The following is an 18170-nucleotide window of genomic DNA, read 5'->3' as shown; positions in this document are numbered from 1 at the left end:
CGATGATGAAAATGATAAAGATAGCCAGACTTGCACTCGCAGGATTCATGCTCGTGCTATTGGCGACGAGCGTTGCGCAGGCCGCACCTGAATTCTATGTGTCGATCACCGGAGCCTCACAAGGCCCGTTCAACGGGGAGGTCCTTCGGAAGGGATTCGAAGGCAAGATCGCCGGAATCGCATTTGACTATTCTGTGGTGAGTCCACGTGATGCCGCAAGCGGTCAGGCGACTGGCAAGCGTGTCCACAAACCGATCAGGGTTAAAAAGGCATGGGGAGCCTCCTCGACGCAACTATTCAGCGCCTTGACGAAGAATGAGATGTTAACGACAGTGGTAATCGACTTCTTCTCAGTCGACCCAAACGGCGTGATGACACTTGACCATACAATCAAACTGACGAACGCCTTCGTGGCATCAATTTCACATAACTCTGAATCGCAGGGAACAGCCATCGCGTCACTTCCGACAGAGACGGTAGAGTTTGTCTTTCAACAAATTGAACTGCTGAATCACAGGACGAAGACTGCGGCGATGGATAGCATGCTGGTACCGTAGCGATTGTGCCATTGGCGAGATGGTGGAGCGACTGGAACCGTCCTGCCCGCCATGCTCACGGCTGAGAACGAGGAGCCGATGCGAGATCTTCCAATCGTCCGGTCACAGGAGGCGCGCTATACACGCGATAGCGCGTTCTCCTATGGCTGTCACGCCTGCAACCACTGCTGCCATGACAAAATCATCCACCTCAATCCCTATGAGGTGACGCGGTTGGCTCACAATAGAGGCATCGGGACATCGGAGTTTCTCTCGCAATATACGGACTCCGCCGGCACCGCCTTGAAACGGGTTGAAGACGGCGCCTGCGTATTTCTGACAGAGGACGGATGCGGCGTCCATGCGGATCGTCCCTTGGTCTGTCGAATCTATCCGTTAGGCAGACACGTCACGACCCAGGGCGACGAATGGTTCGCTGAATTGGCACCGCACCCACACACCGAGGGCAGGTATGGAATAGCAGGCACGGTGGAAGAATACCTCCAGGCCCAAGGCGCCCAACCCTATATCGACGCGGTAGACCGCTATTTAGATCTCCTCGGAAAAATGGCCGCTGTCCTCAGACGGGGCCTCAAGCACAATACCGACGTGCGAACGAAGGTCGAGCAGGCCGTCGACCGCCTCATGACAGACCATCAGGCTCCGATGCCAGTGTGGCTGGACGTGGATGCGGTCACGACACGATATTGCGCAGAGCAGCATCTCGCCGTACCAACCGATCCTTCCATAAAGATGGATGTCCACATGCGTGCGATTGAAGCATGGATAGAAGCAGTTCATTCCCAACCAAGGAGGACCCCATGACCGAGCAGAACAGAACAGAGAACAAAACCGGCAATATCTCTTACGTGGCTGAAACAGCCCAAGCCATCACCCTCGCGGCAACTGTCGCCATGCTGGGATTGTCGCTGGGAGTCGACGTTCCGCAACTCTTGGCGGCATCCCCAGGTGAAATGGCCCCGTCCAATCAATTCAAGATCGACGGCACACAAATGAAAGAAAAAGCCGTTCAACATAAGCTCGACTCAATTCAACAAAAAGACAATGCGATCCAGGAGAAACTCAATGCGGTACAGGAAAAGCATCGGGCCAATCCCGGCATGAGGCCGGCCACTCCCATACGATAAATGCTGAATCGCGCGACGGGTACTTCAGAGGTGCTCGTCGCGCACCCCAGGCAGCAGAGATCGATCCACAATTACCTCAGGAGGATCTCATGCGGGATGGTCGCTGCCTTCTAGTCCTGCTCATCGGATTCTGCGCGGTCCTGCCTGGTGGCAGTCACGCGGCAGGCAACCCTGCTCTGGATACCCTTGCACAGGGAACGGTAGTTCAATTTACAGGGAAGGAGGCGTTGTCGGAGCCATTCATGTTTGAACTCACGGTCGCGGCCCCTGACAAAGCGCTCAATTTTTCGCTGGTGGTCGGTCAACCGCTCACGATAGCAGTGCTTCCCGGGCGGACCGTCAACGGCATGATCGAACGCATCGAACAGCTGGAGGCCCCCGGTGTCCAAGGGCTATATCGGGTTCGGCTGGTTCCCAGTCTGAATCGCCTGAAGTATCGCAGTACGAGCCGAACGTTCTACGGAATGATGGCGACAGACATCGTCAAAACACTGCTTACTGAAGCCGGCGTGACGAACGTGGAATCTCGCGTGAGCAACACAGCCACTGCCCGTGAGCTGACCGTGCAATATCAAGAGAGCGATTTCGCATTCATCTCCCGACTACTCGAAGACACCGGCATTCACTACCACTTCGAGCCTTCTCCCAACGGTGACAAGGTGGTCTTCAGCGATGGCAATGCAGGCTTCCCCTTCTTGCCGTCCGGCAAACTGCTGTTTTCCACGAATTCCACTCCAGCCGTGTCTTCATTCAGCCGTGGCCAGTCACTCCATAGCGGGCACATACAAGCCGGCGACTACAACTGGAAAACCCCGACCACCGACCTGACTGCCGGAGCCCAGGCACCGATCTTCGGTGATCTGACGGAACGGATCTTTCCTGCCGGTGTCGAAAGCAAGGCCGATACCCAGGCGCAAGCCACTATCCGATTGGCCGCCAGGATCGCCGATGCGCAACAATGCCAGGGAGAGTCGACCTACCCGCAACTACAGGCCGGGCAACGAATGTTCTTGGCAGGACACCCCCGCGCTGACTTCAACCAGGAATATGTGATTACGGCGGTGGAACATCAGCGAACGGCCAAAGACTATCGCAATGTCTTTCGCTGTTTGCCCGTGCAGATCGTGTTTCGTCCCCTCCCCGTCACATCGAAGCCCATCGTCAGCGGAGTGGTGTCCGGCATTGTGGTCGGCCTCCCTGGTGAAACCAAACATGTCGACCAGTTTGGACGAGTCAGGATTCGATTCCCATGGAGAAGCCCATCGCATTCCACGCAGACCGATCCGGGAGACAGCGGATTCGTGAGAGTCGCGCAAATTGCAACGGGAGTCGGAAGCACAGCCATGTGGTTGCCGGATGTCGGGGATGAAGTTGCGATTGCATTTGAGCACGGTGATCCTAGCCGCCCTGTGATCATCGGTAGTCTTTATAATGGGAAAGACATGCCGCCCGTCGCCCTTCCCGCCAACAAGCATCTCTCGATCCTGCGGGCGCAATCGTCGACTGGACAAATGTCTGAGATGGTCTTCGATGTGACGGCCGGGAACGAACGGCTCGTCCTGCAGTCTGGCGCTCAAGCGCTGACCCTCGGCACGAGCGGCATCACAATGGCAGGGTCTTCGGTGACCTTGTCGTCCGGTACGTCGTTTCAGTTGCAGGCAGGCGCAGACCTGGTTCAACAAGTCGGCCGGAACTTGGTACTGGAATCCGGCAAGGACATGTTACTCAAATCCGGGCAGAACTTTGCACTCACCAGCCAACGGAACGCACAATTTACAATCGGAGACGATGCGGTCATCGTTGCAGGAAAATCCCTAGTCACCCAGTCCGGCACCCTATTCAGATTCGTCGCAGCACAGACGGGAACGATACAGGTGGGAGATGGCCTACTGGCGATCCAACGTACCGGAGATATAAATATCCAGGGAAAAGACATTGCCGTAACCAGCAGCGGGAATCTCACATTGAAATCCAGCAAGGGCCTGACGTTGAATGGTTCGAAGATTAGCCAGAACTAGGCGCGGCTTTCTAAGGCCTGCCAATCGGAAGGGAAACGGTTTCTCGGAACCGTTTCCCTTCATTCGCATGATCACAGAATCGTTACATTCATCGTTTCGCAATACATATCGACTTGCACCTGTCCAAGCCTTTCAGCGCCAGCATTGATCGGTTCCGGCGCATAGCGAACGATGCCCAGACCACCGAGTTGGACCGAGGCCAGGACTACTTTCAAGGTCGGGTCAAGCCATTCCAGCAGGCCGGCGAGTTCGCCGCTTGGCTTACCTTTCACGACTGTATCATCGAACCAGCTATAGAATGGGCCAGCATCGGCCTCCGGCAGCGTGAGGCGAACGATTGAACAATCGAGCACGCCGGGAGCCGATTGCTTGAGCCGGTCTTGCCCGACTGCGCTGCCTGCAACAGGACGTTTCGCGACAATCGACTCGACCTTACCAATGCGCGCACAGGCCTTCTCAAGCCCCTGCACGTTGAAACGGAAATTACTGGCAAGCACTGCCTTCGATTTAGTTCCTGTCCCGGACAATTTCTTTCCTGTGCTCCCGGTCAAGCGCGTCGTCTGCGGGGTAATTCGAAGCGTGAGGAACTCGGGATTCCTGGCTGCAGGGTCAGCAACAGGCAACGTGACTTCCGTCAAAACGGCGTTGAAAAATTCAAGCCGTTTCATCTCGGTGAAGTTGAAGTCCATATACTGGATCGCCCCGTTCTTAGGCGTTTGAGCTTTCCCAAGTGTCTCGGCGATCCAATTGTTCAAGGGCTTGGCGTCGCCGTTAAACGGTACCTGAATGATAATGTCTTCGAACTTGACCGATCCCGGCCGCTTTCGCTGAATCCCATCCGGGCCCACGGCCTCCACCAGAACATCGGCAAAGGCATTCCCGCCCTCGACGGCTTGTACGAATCCAGCCGACGCGCCATCCAACTCCAGCGCGAGATTCACTGCTGAGCCAGCACGTGCGACCGCTGCCTCTGCCGTGCCCCCCCAGCTTCCGATGAATTTCGGAAGCCCCAGCAGCATGGCTCCTCCTGTAGCGAGTCCGACGGTGCGAAAAAGATCACGCCGAGAGGGGGTTGGAACGATACGATCAGAGAGCGACTTGTCCGAGGCCATAATGAAGACTCCTTTCAATACATGAAAAAATGGTGGCACTACTTGTACGCTCCACTCCAATAGTCGTTTTGTCAGACACCAAGGTTCATCTCACTCGAGATCTCTATTGCTGAACCAATGCTCACGAATCGACCGGGGTCGGTCTTAGTTCCCCAGGATCGTCGGACTACCGGTCATACTAGGCCGTTACCCACGGCGCTGCCAATGGTGGCCAACGGTTTCGTGCCGCCGTTGAGCGTGATAAACGGGCCTTTCAAATCGAGCGGGCCTGTTCCGTGACCTCCTCCGCGGCAGACGCCAGGATGGATGCTGTGAGTGCGTCCAGCAAGCCCACAACCACGATCGACCCTCTCATGATGTCCTCACTTTACTGATACCGGACGCGTTATTTTAAATTCTGAACGATTGAATTCGCATGGTCATTGAACGCTTTCATCATGTTTGAGATCATCTGTTCCATCTTGCTTTTTTTATCCATGAGTTGTTGCAACTCCAGGGTCGACTGCTGGTTCAGTTCGTTCATGCCATCCCGCTTGCTCGCCAGGTGCGCGCGCTCAATGTCTATGCGGGATTTCACTTGTGCCTCGGCCCCCATCTTTACCTGTTGAATGGCGCCTGGTACATCGACCGGCTGCTTGGCTTGCACTCGGCGAGTCACATATGCTTTCCAGGCGTCGAGGATCACATTCGCCGGTGTGTTGTCCGCAAGCATGGTGCTAATTGCTGCCAGCTCCGGCGCAAGCGCGGGCCCGCCGACATTCGGGTAGGGAATCGGAATGGGCACAGGCGCAGAGAGTGTCATGGTTGTTCCCACGGATGACTGTGTGGGCGATGACGAATTTAGAACTGTATTGAACGTAGCTTCAACAGTATGAGGCCGATCCATTCTCAATGTGCAGGGCCCCATCCCCAGGCAGTCGCCGCCCCAGCCGACAAATCTGGAACCAGGCGCGGGGATGGCCGCAAGGACGACCGGAGTTCCTTGCGGATAGGTTGCCGAGCAGGCGGGAGGGCAGGCTTTGGCTGGCGGAACAGCCACCGTGCCTCGTCCTTCTCCGGCCATGCGAACGAAAAGAGGCTGCATGGCCGGAGGTGGTGGCGCAGGAATCATGACACGCGGGAGGTTCAGCCCGCGAGATTCGATTCCGTCTACCGTCTCTGCCCATCCGGAATCGCTCGCGCCAGTGAAGAAGAGCAGGGCCGTTGCCAAGATGAGTACATTGCGTCCTGTTGTAGTCATCGCACGCTCCATTAGAATAATTGAAGGATCAATCTACAGCATCACCTTCATGGTTTCACAATACCTATCGATCTGAACCATGCCTATCCCCTTCTTTCCTTGGGATCTGAAGCCAACGGTTCCGACACTTTAAATCCGTGAATGATCTTCTCTGGTGACTGATCGGTGTATTTCCAAGGAATAGTTCTCTGTCAGAACGCCTTATTCTGCCGGATGTTATCCCGGATGTAGCGGTACCGTGCATCCGTAGTCTTCATTCCGCCGCCACAAGGGCCGCCGTTGGGGACACACCTATTCGAGGGCATGAACCAATGTGCGACGATGCTGGCCTGCTGCTCGATGTTGTACTGTCCCCAGGCTTTTCCGGCGGTATAGACATAGGCGCCGGAGACATCGCCTCCGTTGTTGATGGCGCTCAACGTCTGATGCACCGCCGAATTCATGGTAATCGGGACAAGGTGTTGTGCTTGCCAGACGTGGGTCAGTTCGTGGATCAAGAGGCGCCTGCGGTCGTCGTCCACAGCGAGATTAGGAAAGTTGCCGCCGACATTCAGCAAGTACAGAGGTGGGCTATTGGTGGTCCATGGTTTGGCGCCGAGACCGAGCGTGTCCGTTACCCTCACTATGCTGTAGTTGAGGGTATTCTGAAACACGATTTTCGCCAGGGCGATTTCATCCGGAAGGAGAGTGCGTATTTTGGCCAGGCCCCGGGATTCGACAGCCTGATCGTCTGGCAGGGAAGGGACGGACTCGGCTGGAGTGGACGATTGTAACGCGCCCTCGGGATTGGGGTCGTTCGCTAGTGCGGCCGATGTCATAGCGAACACGAATCCGATGAAGAAGCCTGTTAACCATGTGCGCATCGCGCTCTCCTTTAAGTAAAGATGATGGTCTTATCGAGAACGTGGAACCTCACGCTTGATCACTTCGCTACGTTCATTCCTGAACCGGCCTGGCGCTCAGGTCCTCAAGACCACCGCGCGCACGGTCAAAACTAGGCCGTTACTCATGGCACTGCAGACCTGTCCGACATCCGTTATGCGAAGAATGGCTCAACCTTCTCGCAATACATCTCCACCTGAACATAGCGCGGGTTCGTGGGCAGTCTGGTGACGCTCAAAATACCAAGATGTTGCAGTTGCATCGAGAACAACGTCGTGCTCGGGTTGGTCGGAAGAAACCAGCGGAGTTCTCCGGTCCGTTCCAGGTCGTTGCCGTTCTGTCCCTTCAACACAAATTCTGCGTGCCAGGCATAGAACAGGGCCGCCTTGGATTCCGGAAGCTGGAGACGAACGGTGGACAGCGCTCGAGGCAAGGTCCCTTGATATCCCCGCCCCTTCACGGCCGGTATCAGCGAAGAGACAAGCTCGAGAGATTCCACCCGAACGACGTCAGAAACGGGAGAACCGATGGCCTGAATGCTCATGCTGAATAGGCCCTTGACGGGAGCATTCGTCATGGATACTTGGGTGATCGGCTGATTTGGATTGCCCGCCGCATCGCGCTGGGTCTGCTGAACCGCCAGCGTGATGCGGAAGGGTGCCGGTTGATAGCCGAGCTCCTGATCGGCCTCCGGGAACTTGATTTCACGGACAAGCGCATTCGTGAATGACATTTCACCTACCAGAGTCGAACCGAGGGAGCGGTCACGAAAGTACAGGCTCCCGTTCACCGGCGGAGCGGTTCCTTTCATGCTGTCGACCAGCCAGGCGTTCATGGCCGCTCCGGGAACCGGAAGGTAATACAAGATGATGTCCTGATACTGGTAGGAGGAAAGGCTCTTGGGAAGACTGCCGTCCGGCAGAATCGCACCGGCACTGAACTGCGCAACCGGCTCGCCTCCCTGCACCCCGAATACTTCCACATACGGCCCACTCCCCAGTCGAAGGCCGTAGATCAAGGGAGATTGAAACAACAAGTCCTGCGGTGGCCCGCCAAGTGGCGATGCCGGTTGTGGGAGGATGGCAGGGACCGTGAGTTCTTTGATGGCCACCGCGGCGAGTGCCGAAGACGACCATTGCGTCAGCAACCAGGGAAGACTGGCCGCTGCGATTCCCAACGAACGAGCCTGCCTCAAGACGTCACGTCGAGAGAGTTGCGTCTTGGGCGATGACGGCAGTCGGATTGAGTCATGCATGTTCATCCCCTCACGTGAACCGCCGAAGAGAGCCGGCGCCGGCGCAACTGATACGTCGGCTGAGGTGAGCCCCGATTAAGATGGGATCCCTCAGCCGCCCCACGTATCCTTCGTCTCGCTTCTTTGACCTGCCTGCTTCCGTCGAAAGCCGGTCATCTGCCGTTGTTACGGTCTCTTGGCCACGGCCCAGACGGTATCCCATCCGATCGCGTTGTGGTTGTACTTCACCCAGGCGTTCCCGTTCTCTCCCCACCCGGTTCCCCATGAGTTCCGTACACGCCAGGCGCCCTTCGCATCGTCCCATCCGACGATCACGATTGCATGGTTGACGCCGGGAATCGGTCCGTAGCTGGAATTGGGCTTTTGCTGAAACACCCCGCCCGTATAGTCCAGGAAGAGATTCGTGGCTTCGATGGAGGTGGCCACCGGGCCATACAGACATAAGGCGGTCTTGATCTGTTGCACGTTAGCGATGCCGATGGCGACCCATCCCCAGGTCGTGACCTTGTACCGGTATGCGGGATTCGAACAGGTGCCTCGGTCCTTGGCCTGATAAGCCGGATACACGCTTTCCCGAGCCACTCCGTCAAATTGCATGTGGAGCATCGTGTCTTCCACAAAAAATCCGTTGCAGCCATCGATCAATCCGTTGGCCAACCCTCCCGCACAATCGATCAGCTCCTGCTCGGAGATATTTGCCACCCCCCCATATCGAATCCGCTTGCTGCTCTCCACGATCGAGGCTCCAGCGAACGACCAACAACTGCCGCATTGCTTCTGGTCTCTGATCGGCGAGAGCGCCTGTCCGTTCCCCTGTTGATACACGAAGGAGGATCTGGATGCACAGGGGGCAGCCACCGCACGCGAGCCGACCTCCCCATCCACCGAAGGGGCTGTTTGGCTTTCTTCACCGGGAATTCCCCGCGGCCTGATTTGAAGCTGAGGATTGATTTGCAGCGGCGGCGACATGGGCTGCAGCTGTCGTTGCAACATGATCTGTTCGACGGAGGGAATATTCTCAGCCTGCAACACTCGCAACGCCTCTTCATTTTGGCGCTGCATGCTTTGGAGTGTTCTGGTTTTGACGTCCGGCGCCATACGGATCGGGGGCAACGGCCGGTCCGTCGCCGAGGTCACACCGATGGAGAACGGGAGATTGTTTTGCTGAATGAATTGGCGCTGCTGCAGGAGCCTGGCCTTGATATTCGGGGGAGCAATCGCTTCCCGGCCGCCAAAGGCCTCGCTCGGTGATTCCGTGTCCGTATCGTCCGCCAGGTCAACCGAACGATCCGCGCCGAACGATGGTATGGCGCACAACGAAAATGCGATGCCGAACGCTAAGGCGCAAGTACGTATGACAGGTAGCTGAGTCATCGGAGCACTCCTTTCTCTGTGCAGGTGAGTACGTAATAGAGAATTGTCTCGCCATCATGTTCTCAACCGTGATGCGCATGAAGATAACCTTGAGGAATGTCCCCATTCCTCAGCGCGAGATCCTGAGAATGTGTCGTCGGCCTTCAGACAAAGGTTCACAAAGTCCGTCGGGTTGTTGATTGCGCCGATGTGGCTTAGCATTAGTTCCCGAGGACTGACTGGCTACCGGTAGCAACATGTCCGATTGGTTGTCCTGGAACCTGCACCTGACTTCCCACGGTTGCAAGGGGTTTGGTGCCGCCGTTGAGTTTGATTAACGCGCCTTTGAGGTCCAATGTACCGCCCGCCTCAACCGATGCGGTCGATCCTGCTCTGATGCGAGTACCGGCCGCGCTTTTCATGTCGATCGAATTGCCTGCCTCGACCGCGATCCCCTTGCTGGAGCGAATGGTGGTGCCGTCGATGCTCAACAAGGACAACGTCGGGGCCTGCAGCGTCGCGCCGGTCGGGGTGACGATCAACACCGATTGCAATGCAGCCACCTGCGCGATCAATGTCTGCACCTGTTGTTGAAGGAATGCCACATGTTGTTCGAGAGAAGCTGTTCCTGCACCGACGCCAGTGAATGAGCCGGCAACACCGGCCATCGCGCCAGCACCTATAACAGACGTACCCATCGAATTCTGTGTTGCTGGTCCTTGAAAAGCAGCAACGGCCCCCTTCGACTGAATGACGCCGGCGATGATACCTAGCAGCATTTGGTTTGTCGCCGCATGAGTTGCCTGCTGCGCTTTGGCACGTGCCTCCTCCATGCCACGACTGATGGCCTCGGATTCATTGGCGAGCTTATTGGCCTGCTCCTCTAATTGGAGTTGTGTTTCGGCTCTTGCAAGGGCACGTGTAGAACGGGCTTCGGTGCCGATCATACGAGCGAGTGCGGCGAGTTGTGGAAATCTAGTCGTCACGATCTCCGACGGATTGATTCCCGGCTGGTTCAGCGCGGCCTGGGCGGCGCGCACATCTGACTCCAGTTGTCCAAGGTGTTGAACAAGACTGTTCACGATCATGGGAAGCGGGATGACCGGCTGAATCGTTCCAGGCAATGCTGGTACCGCCCGCTCAGTCACGCCTTCTTCGGCAAGTGCCACGCTGACACAAAGGGCCAGAACTGGAAGTATCGCCGTCATCGAGGCTCGCGAGTATGAGGTCTTCATGTCACGCTCCGATCTTGAGAATGATAGATGTCTCGCTGTGATACATCACTTTGGTGATGTATGAAATTTCTGGCAGTATCTGTTGCTGTGCGACGGTGTGCAAATCCGTGTTGCGTGGTGATCTTTCTGAGCCAACCCATAGAATGGAAAATGACAAGAATATGAAGACCGATAGGGCGCGCACAAGACCTCCCAGGAATTCAGCCTATTGAGACACTTACTGTATTTGCCGCTGTGGTTCCCTCGATGATGTGGCCCGCCGATGGGTAAGCTTAGAGTTGAAGTCCTCCGTCACCTTTACGGGGGTAACGTCTCACTCTGACTGGGCGGAGTGTAAATTTCGCCTCTAGGCTTGTCAACGTAGGGCATCTCTATCCTCATGTGGGCCTTAAAATGCCGCCATGACCCGCCGCTCCTCTTCTGCATCGCTCACCCGACAGAGATAGCCATTCGCCACCACATGCAAGCCGTTGTGCAGGGAGATGAGCCGAAAAGAGTCGTCCGGACGTCTCGCATGCTTATCGAAATAGTTAATTTGCATCGATCCCCTCGCCTGTACGGAGAAATAGTTACAGACTTGGCATCCGGCGGCGTGATACCGCTGAAAGGAGAATGAGCCAAGTTGTCTGACCTGTACGTCGAAGCGAGTGATGGATTGGTTCGATGCGATTGGACGAGAGTTTTCTGGTCGGATGCTTACGACACACGGAGCGTATTCAGGCTTATCCCCTGCCTGCCCCTGAAGGCCCTGCAGCACCACTCCCTCAACGGGCGTCGCTTCAGTTTCCAAATATCGTCGGGCTGCCGGTAACGATTTGCCCGATCGGCTGCCCAGGGACTTGTACCGCACTCCCCACGGTTACGAGCGCCTTTGTCCCTCCATTCATCGAAATCATCGACCCTTTCAGAACGAGGGGGGCCGACGCCTGCACCACAGTTCCCGCCCCGCTTCGGAGTGCGAGATTAGATGCGGTTTGGACTGAAGTATTCCGACCAACTGTGGCGGACAGATCTGCCCCGGCCCTCACGTCCACATTCGAGCCCGCAATCAGCCCAAGGTTATTTTGAGCCTGAATGTTTACCGCTCCTCCGGTAATGATCACCGTTGGCCCCTGCAACGTCACGCCCGTGGGCGTCACCTGCACGGCAGCCTGCAGTGCAGCAAGTTGGGCCTGCAGCGTTCTGACCTGCTGCTGGAGAAGGCCCACTTGCTGCTCGATAGAAGCCTGCGCCCCTGCAGCCCCAGCTGCACCACCACCCCCGAAGCCTCCGCCGGCGTTTGCTGCGGCCCCTCCTCCTATCGCTGCTCCTTGTCCTGCCCCGGCTCCGCCCCCGGCTGCTCCACCAGCCGAAGCCCCGCCAACGGCACCCGCTATCCCGGCTACTCCTCCCGCTGCCCCTCCCTGGGCCGCCCCTCCGGCTATCACTCCCCCGACCGCAGTGCTCCCGCCACTGGCAGTACCTGTGAGAGGGGGAACAGGTTGCATCTGAGGGAATATCGGCACCGCGCGATCGGTGACTTCATCCGCCGCCCATACTGAATGGCAGTGAAGTGTGAACAGGACAGCCAGCGTCAACAGCAATGCTCTCATGGGTAGACTCCTCTCTCTTCCCGTTGCATCCATACTGCTTCCCCTGACTGACGCATAATCCATGAATCAGGGTCGTTGAGCATTGTGACCATGGCCATGCTCCGCGACGGTTGCAGGAACCCTTTCTCTTCTGTTCCTGGTACTACCGCGGCATCACCTTAGGCGTGAACCCTCCTGGAAGCGTCAGGCCTGGAGCAGGCACGAGCTGCCCTGGTGGAGGAGCCATGGGCAACGGCGGTGGTGGTGGCTGCGTGCTGACGATCCCACCTTGGGCCAATGTAAGACGCTCACAGTACATCTCGACTTTCACGCGCCGGATCGCGTCTCCGCCTACCATCTGCTTGTCAGGGGTGAAACCGAATATGCCTAAATTGCTGAAGTTCACGGTGAGCAGGACCTCTTTGAGATCGGGTGCCAACAGCTCCAGAACGCCCGGCCGTTCGCGATCCTGACCGTTGTTGCCTTTGACCACAAAATCCTCGAACCACGCATAGAACGGACCGGCCTGAGATTCAGACAGGAACAGGACAAGGTTGGGGAATTCCATCTTGGCCGGTTCCTTTTGGTAGTCACGTGTCGCCCCCACCTGATCCTGTACGATGATTTGCTTGAACACCAGCGCCTCGATCTTGCTGGCAGATTTACAGGCATCCTCAAGGCCTTGAATTCGGAGCCTGAAATTATTCTGGATCCAGGGTTTTTGCTGCTTTGACGCGACTGCACCAACCACATTCCCACCCTTGCCGGCCAACGGCATGGTGAATTCCGGGGCGAACTTGACCGTCAGGAGACCCGCATCCTTTGAAGCCGCATCGCAGGCAGGAAGGCCAATCTCCGTGATCAAAGCATGGTTGAATTGCAATCGGCTCCGCTCCACGCGATTGAAGTCTGCGGTAATGATGGCACCATTTTTTCTGACATGAGACCCGTTCAGTTCGGCAGCGATCCAGTCAAAGAGCGGTTTAGGCATCACCGGATCACATTGGATGACGATGTCTTGATACTTGATCGATGCAAGATGCTTTAACGGAAAGGGCGATGTACTACCTATCGGCGTCGTCACGACTTCGCCTTTCGCGAAACCTCCATCGGCCGACTTCAGAAAATCGACGAACTGGCCATCGAGTTCCAGCGCAACATTTCCAGAGGAATATGCCCGTGCATCGACCACCGCCTGCGCCATAGTGCGGAAGCCGGGTATGCTCAAGAGGGCCATCCCGCCAGCCAGCAATCCAGCCTGGGTGAGAAAATCTCGCCGTGATGGTGCTGAATGGAGCCTGGATTCTGCCTCGGCATCATTCTGTTTCTTGTTCATGGCATGACTCCTTGAACGAGGTGAATAACACTTGTTAGCTACGTTCCAGTGCCCGTGCAACCTCACGTCTCAAGGTTGCTTGCCTCTTTGTCGCACTGCCGGCATGGGAGGTTCAACCGTCTTCCGCGGAAGTGTAAAAGCCGACTCTCGGCTTGTCAACGCAGCGAATCATCATGCTCTTGTGGCTTCTGGAATGTAGCCATCACCCGCCGCCCTTCTTCTGCATCGGCCACTCGACAGAGATATCCATTGGCCACCACATGCCAGCCGCTGTGCAGGCGCATGAGACGGAACGAGTCCACTGGTCGAATCGCATGCTTGTCGAAATAGAGTATCTGCATCAATCGTCTCGCGCATGAAGGGGAAAGAGTCATAGTCTCAAACTCCGACGGCTTGGTGCCCCGGATACTGCAATTGAGACCAGCTGTCTTACCGGTACGTCGAAGCGAGTAGCGGATTAGTTCACGCGGATTGAACGAGATGTTCTCGATCAGAAAAAGTAGCGGACTCGTTGACTGGCGGTGCGGACACACGAGTCAGCATACTCGCCTGCCAGACCAGGGAGAAAAACACAAATTCAAGTGATTAATGGCCGCCTTTTTTTTCTGCCTTCCGGATAGGCTTCTCCTTCTGCGCGAGGGCCTTCTCGACCAACTCAAGCAATGCGGGTGTCGGGTCCCATCCGCGTGGCCGAATCTCGCTGTACGAACCAACGGCGTCCAACCCTTGCCCCTGGGGAAGGAGAAGTACGACATGGTGGCTATCCTCCTTCGCGAGAATGGACAAGGCGACAGGCTCGGCAACCGTATCCGGATGGTGCATCACGAGCGCCTCGATCAGGAAAGCGCCTCCTCCATCGGGAGCCAGTTGCATCGTTGTCGCGCCGGTGGCGCTCACCGTATAGGCTCCGACCGGAATAACCACTGGTCCACCCTCTGGGCTCATGAAATGCACGGGGCGGTCCAACTGAATCACCGATAGCGTACGATCTGCCGGGGTCGAAGCCGGTGCCGTCACCGCGCTCGTAGCCGGTTCGGACTCAGGGGGTACTGTCTGTTCACCGTATGCAGCCTGGCCAACCGGCGTGAACAGGAGCAGCGCCACGATGACTCCCCCTCGCTTCCAATTTGAGCCGATCCATTCACTTCTCATCGCATCCTCCATCCGTAGACCCAACCTGCACCAGAGATCGCATGCCAGCCAAGCCATGCGAGAAATTTCAAGACTATTCTCACCAGGTAAGTCGACATTGGTTAAAAAAAGTTCGAAACAACTTCGGGCGAAATAGTAGACCTCGAGATGAGCGAAAGCAACGGCGACAGAGCTCGCGGCAGCAACGTGCGATCCAACAAGTTTTCTATCTATCCATGAGGGAGGTTTTCGATTGAGAGTCGACTCAACATCTTAGATCACCCCCCGAGTTCCTGTAGCAGGAGGTGTTTGGTCTGTACGGTGCATGTGTCTGTTTTCCCTGGAAGAGGCGGAATTGAGTACGCGGATGACGCAGTTTGCAAAAGGCCTGTTCGTGCTGGTCTTGGTCACAAGATGTCCGGCGCCGTTGTTTGGAATCATGGATCACAAGATTGAGACGGGCACTGAAGCCCCGGTGACGAGTGAGCAGATCAAGACTCGTTATGGTTGCCTATCGCTTCAAAGGGGGAAATTGTTCACGTTTGCCGTGGAGAGCGATCGAGTCTTCCCAACTCTCGCTATCGGTAATCTATAGCGCCTTTGGCACGAAGATAAAATCGCCCAGGCTCTCATGGCCGGCCATGTGAATGGGGTCGTAGGTGGGGACCTGCTCGGCGTTGAGTTTCTGTGAGGTACTGACGACTCTGGTGCGGACGGCCCAGAAGAGGCGTTCGGCTTCCAGGACGGTGGCATTCTCTTCCAGCACACCAAGGAAAGCATCGGCAAAGACTGAGTGGCCGCTGCCACCGGCATCGAGCACCGGCTTCACGCCGCCGGAGGTCATGGCGGTGCGCACGCGCTTTTGCGCGAGGGTTTTCAAGAGACCGAACCGTTCGTCGTCGGTCAAACCCGGCTTCAACTGGGCCAGTGAGCTCCGCGTCAACTTGCCGCCAAAGCAGGAATCCGCCACTACCATCACATGTTTCGCAGAGATGAGTTGCAGCATATCGGTCACGCCCGGTAACAGGATCCACTCGGAGTTGTCGTTGATCTCCGCATCCACTGGAATCCAATAGCCGCGGTCGATCCCCTGCTCCAAATGGCCGTGCCCGGCGTAGTAAATGAGCAGATTGTCTTTCTCCGTGAGAACCTTCCGATATTGATTGAGCGCTTTCATGATCTGTCCGCGACTCGCATCCTTCAGCAGCGTGACCTGAAAGCCATATTGCTCCTTGAGAACTTTTGCAATGGCGGTGGCATCCGAGATGGCGTTCATCAATTGAGGCCAATGTTTATAATGGTCGTTGCCGATCACGAGCGCATGATACCGTCCGAACCCTGACGTGTCCTGCTTTGTGGCCCGGGCGCTGACCACCATCGTGCCCCGCCCCTTCAAGAAGAACTTCAACGCCGCGCGTTTGTTCTGCATGTCCACGGCGAGAATCTGGACCGCTAGTTCGTCGGCTCCTGACCGAAGGACCGGGAGGGTGGCGGTAAACACGCCGTCGTCGTTGACCTTCATGCTCTCCCCGTTCACCGTGATCGTCCGGAGTCCGGCCGGAGCTAACACGCGACCTGTGACGGATCTGCGAGTGCCAGTGCTGACGGGAATGGCCAATTCGTCCTTGGTCACCTGGACGCCGCGGGTCTTGGCGAGCGGTGGATCGATGATTTCCAGCGAGGGACCATCGAAGCCGATATCGTTGATGGACGAGGCTTGAAGCTCCTTGGCCTGTTTCTCTGCGTCGGCTTCAAGCGAGGCAATTTTCTGCTGGAGTTGCGCGACCCCACTATTCCGATCCTCGATCTCTTTCTTCGCCCGGCCCATTTCTTCCTGGAGCTTCTTGACTGTCGTTTCATAGGTGGCCACGGCTGCGGACTGATCGGGCTTCGTGCGAAGTTGTTCCAACTGTGCCTGCGCAGCCTGGTAACGCTGGTCGGCGTCCTGACTCTTACGCCGTTCGTCGGCTGCCAGCCGTTGGCGTTCCAGGAGCTGGCCCTCCAGCCGTTTAAACTCCTGGTTCGCGGCGGCAACCTGCGCGCGCAGCGTCTGCGCCTCGCTGTCACGGCGGGCGACGGTTTGCTCAAGAACCTGAATGCGATCGGCATTTCTTTCGAGGCCGTTGATGCGAGCCTGCAACTGGACAATCTCCGCATTCCGGTTGGTCAGCTGGTTCTTTTCAAGCGTGATCTCTGCCTGAAGTTTTTGAATCTGCAGTCCGAGGGCAGCGGTCTGCTGAGTCTTGTCCGGTTGCGCACGGAGGAGAGCGAGGTCGGCCTGCAATGTCTGATACCGCTGCTCATTTTGAGTGAGCGTTGTCCGCTCTTGCTGCATCTGGCTGGTGCGTTCCTTCACCGTGGTCTGCAGGGCGGCGACCTCTTTCTGCACGTCACGCAGCTCGCCACTCAATTTCTTAATTTCTTGATCCTTCCCCGCAAGTGCCTGCTCGAGTTCACGAGTGCGTTTCGTGGCCTGTGCAGTGGGCGCTTGTTTGTGGACGAGCAGGGCCAAGGCCCCGTCGTTGAGGCCGGAGGCTTTCGCAAACCATGTGAAGGCTTGCGCCGGATCTTTCTGCACTCCAAGCCCCTGTTCATAGAGGCGACCGAGACCGATGGCGGCGCGCTTGTCGTTCTGCTCGGCAGCTTTGCGGTACCACTCGGCCGCCTGTTGATAATCCGGAGCTGTGCCTTGGCCTTTTTCGTATATCGTCGCGGTGTAATATTGGGCGTCAGCCAATCCCTTCTGAGCTTCGCTGAGCCATACTTTAAGGGCGGATTGATAATCGGCGCGATCGACTGCCACATATTCGCCGCCACGAATGACACAATCCTCCTTGGTCGTCCGGGCTGGCCGACGTTCCGTCACATAGGTCGTTCTCGTACCGAGCTGTCGAATCTGTCCTGGCAGAAGACAATCAACCACCTCATAGGCGTCCGGACTCCCCGGTCCATTCACCGCTCCGGTCACAGCAGATACCGAATCAACAGGGGGCGGATCCGAGGCGCAAGCCGACAGCACGACCATAAGAAGAATCGCCACCGATAGGAAGGAGATGGGTATTCCCTTAAACATGGTGCTCATCTCGTAGGATCGCCCCAGAAGCTTCGTTAGTGGTTCGTCGTGGAGTTGTGCGGAAATGTTCATTGAAGAAGCAAGTTCCTTAACCAAAAACAAGGACATCCCATTGCAGGCGGCTGACAGTGTACCTATAATGGGCCGCCGCGCCAAGGGGTCTTCAGGGGAAAGACTGTCTGGCCAATACCTGAACTACGTCAGCATAGCAAGCGACTTAACGAACACATTAGGCAGATGGGTTGATGGAGCAGGACCGATGAGGACTGATCTAGTACCA

Annotated in this window: 17 protein-coding genes; 5 read left to right on the top strand and 12 right to left on the bottom strand. The window is 56.7% G+C overall.

Going from position 1 to position 18170, the window contains the following annotated elements:
* The first annotated feature begins 2 nt into the window (after positions 1-2).
* From Q8N00_17350 to tssI, 4 genes are all read left to right on the top strand, one after another.
* Positions 3-557: a type VI secretion system tube protein Hcp gene (locus Q8N00_17350; protein MDP2384551.1), complete on the top strand. Its 555-nt coding sequence runs from the start codon at positions 3-5 to the stop codon at positions 555-557.
* A gap of 78 nt (positions 558-635) precedes the next feature.
* Positions 636-1361, top strand: coding sequence for a YkgJ family cysteine cluster protein (locus Q8N00_17345; GenBank protein MDP2384550.1), 726 nt, complete (start codon positions 636-638; stop codon positions 1359-1361).
* A complete protein-coding gene (locus Q8N00_17340) occupies positions 1358-1684 on the top strand; it encodes a hypothetical protein (GenBank protein MDP2384549.1) in 327 nt (108 codons plus the stop codon). The genes Q8N00_17345 and Q8N00_17340 overlap by 4 nt, the downstream gene beginning before the upstream one ends.
* An 89-nt stretch (positions 1685-1773) precedes the next feature.
* A complete protein-coding gene (gene tssI / locus Q8N00_17335) occupies positions 1774-3702 on the top strand; it encodes a type VI secretion system tip protein TssI/VgrG (protein MDP2384548.1) in 1929 nt (642 codons plus the stop codon).
* Positions 3703-3773: 71 nt separating this feature from the next.
* On the opposite strand, the gene Q8N00_17330 is transcribed toward tssI, so the two are convergent.
* From Q8N00_17330 to Q8N00_17280, 11 genes are all read right to left on the bottom strand, one after another.
* Positions 3774-4814, bottom strand: coding sequence for a hypothetical protein (locus tag Q8N00_17330; protein ID MDP2384547.1), 1041 nt, complete (start codon positions 4812-4814; stop codon positions 3774-3776).
* A 385-nt stretch (positions 4815-5199) separates the two neighbouring features.
* Positions 5200-6054 carry a hypothetical protein gene (locus tag Q8N00_17325; protein MDP2384546.1) on the bottom strand — a complete coding sequence of 285 codons (855 nt, stop codon included), beginning with the start codon at positions 6052-6054 and terminating at the stop codon, positions 5200-5202.
* A gap of 191 nt (positions 6055-6245) precedes the next feature.
* Positions 6246-6917: a hypothetical protein gene (locus Q8N00_17320; GenBank protein ID MDP2384545.1), complete on the bottom strand. Its 672-nt coding sequence runs from the start codon at positions 6915-6917 to the stop codon at positions 6246-6248.
* Between the two features lie 173 nt (positions 6918-7090).
* A complete protein-coding gene (locus tag Q8N00_17315) occupies positions 7091-8191 on the bottom strand; it encodes a hypothetical protein (GenBank protein MDP2384544.1) in 1101 nt (366 codons plus the stop codon).
* Between the two features lie 165 nt (positions 8192-8356).
* Complete coding sequence (locus Q8N00_17310) at positions 8357-9565, bottom strand: C1 family peptidase (GenBank protein MDP2384543.1); 1209 nt, start codon at positions 9563-9565, stop codon at positions 8357-8359.
* 200 nt (positions 9566-9765) lie between these two features.
* A complete protein-coding gene (locus tag Q8N00_17305) occupies positions 9766-10779 on the bottom strand; it encodes a hypothetical protein (GenBank protein ID MDP2384542.1) in 1014 nt (337 codons plus the stop codon).
* A gap of 388 nt (positions 10780-11167) precedes the next feature.
* Complete coding sequence (locus Q8N00_17300; protein MDP2384541.1) at positions 11168-11320, bottom strand: hypothetical protein; 153 nt, start codon at positions 11318-11320, stop codon at positions 11168-11170.
* 238 nt (positions 11321-11558) lie between these two features.
* The gene (locus Q8N00_17295; GenBank protein MDP2384540.1) at positions 11559-12371 is read right to left on the bottom strand and encodes a hypothetical protein; all 813 of its coding nucleotides are present in this window, start codon (positions 12369-12371) and stop codon (positions 11559-11561) included.
* 142 nt (positions 12372-12513) lie between these two features.
* A complete protein-coding gene (locus Q8N00_17290; protein MDP2384539.1) occupies positions 12514-13686 on the bottom strand; it encodes a twin-arginine translocation signal domain-containing protein in 1173 nt (390 codons plus the stop codon).
* 155 nt (positions 13687-13841) lie between these two features.
* Positions 13842-14027: a hypothetical protein gene (locus Q8N00_17285; protein MDP2384538.1), complete on the bottom strand. Its 186-nt coding sequence runs from the start codon at positions 14025-14027 to the stop codon at positions 13842-13844.
* A gap of 244 nt (positions 14028-14271) precedes the next feature.
* Positions 14272-14838 (bottom strand): hypothetical protein, encoded by a 567-nt coding sequence (locus Q8N00_17280; GenBank protein MDP2384537.1) that lies wholly within the window; start codon positions 14836-14838, stop codon positions 14272-14274.
* Between the two features lie 346 nt (positions 14839-15184).
* Here Q8N00_17280 and Q8N00_17275 point away from each other — a divergent pair, with 346 nt between their 5' ends.
* On the top strand, positions 15185-15412 hold the full coding sequence (locus tag Q8N00_17275) for a hypothetical protein (GenBank protein MDP2384536.1): 228 nt from the start codon (positions 15185-15187) through the stop codon (positions 15410-15412).
* Here Q8N00_17275 and Q8N00_17270 read toward each other — a convergent pair.
* On the bottom strand, positions 15407-17890 hold the full coding sequence (locus Q8N00_17270) for a caspase family protein (GenBank protein MDP2384535.1): 2484 nt from the start codon (positions 17888-17890) through the stop codon (positions 15407-15409). The two genes, Q8N00_17275 and Q8N00_17270, sit on opposite strands and share 6 nt — an antisense overlap.
* Positions 17891-18170 lie beyond the last annotated feature (280 nt).

The sequence above is a fragment of the Nitrospirota bacterium genome, from assembly GCA_030684575.1.
Lineage (GTDB): Bacteria > Nitrospirota > Nitrospiria > Nitrospirales > Nitrospiraceae > Palsa-1315.
Note: the sequence above shows the minus strand (reverse complement) of the source record. Positions and strands in the feature narration are given on the sequence as shown.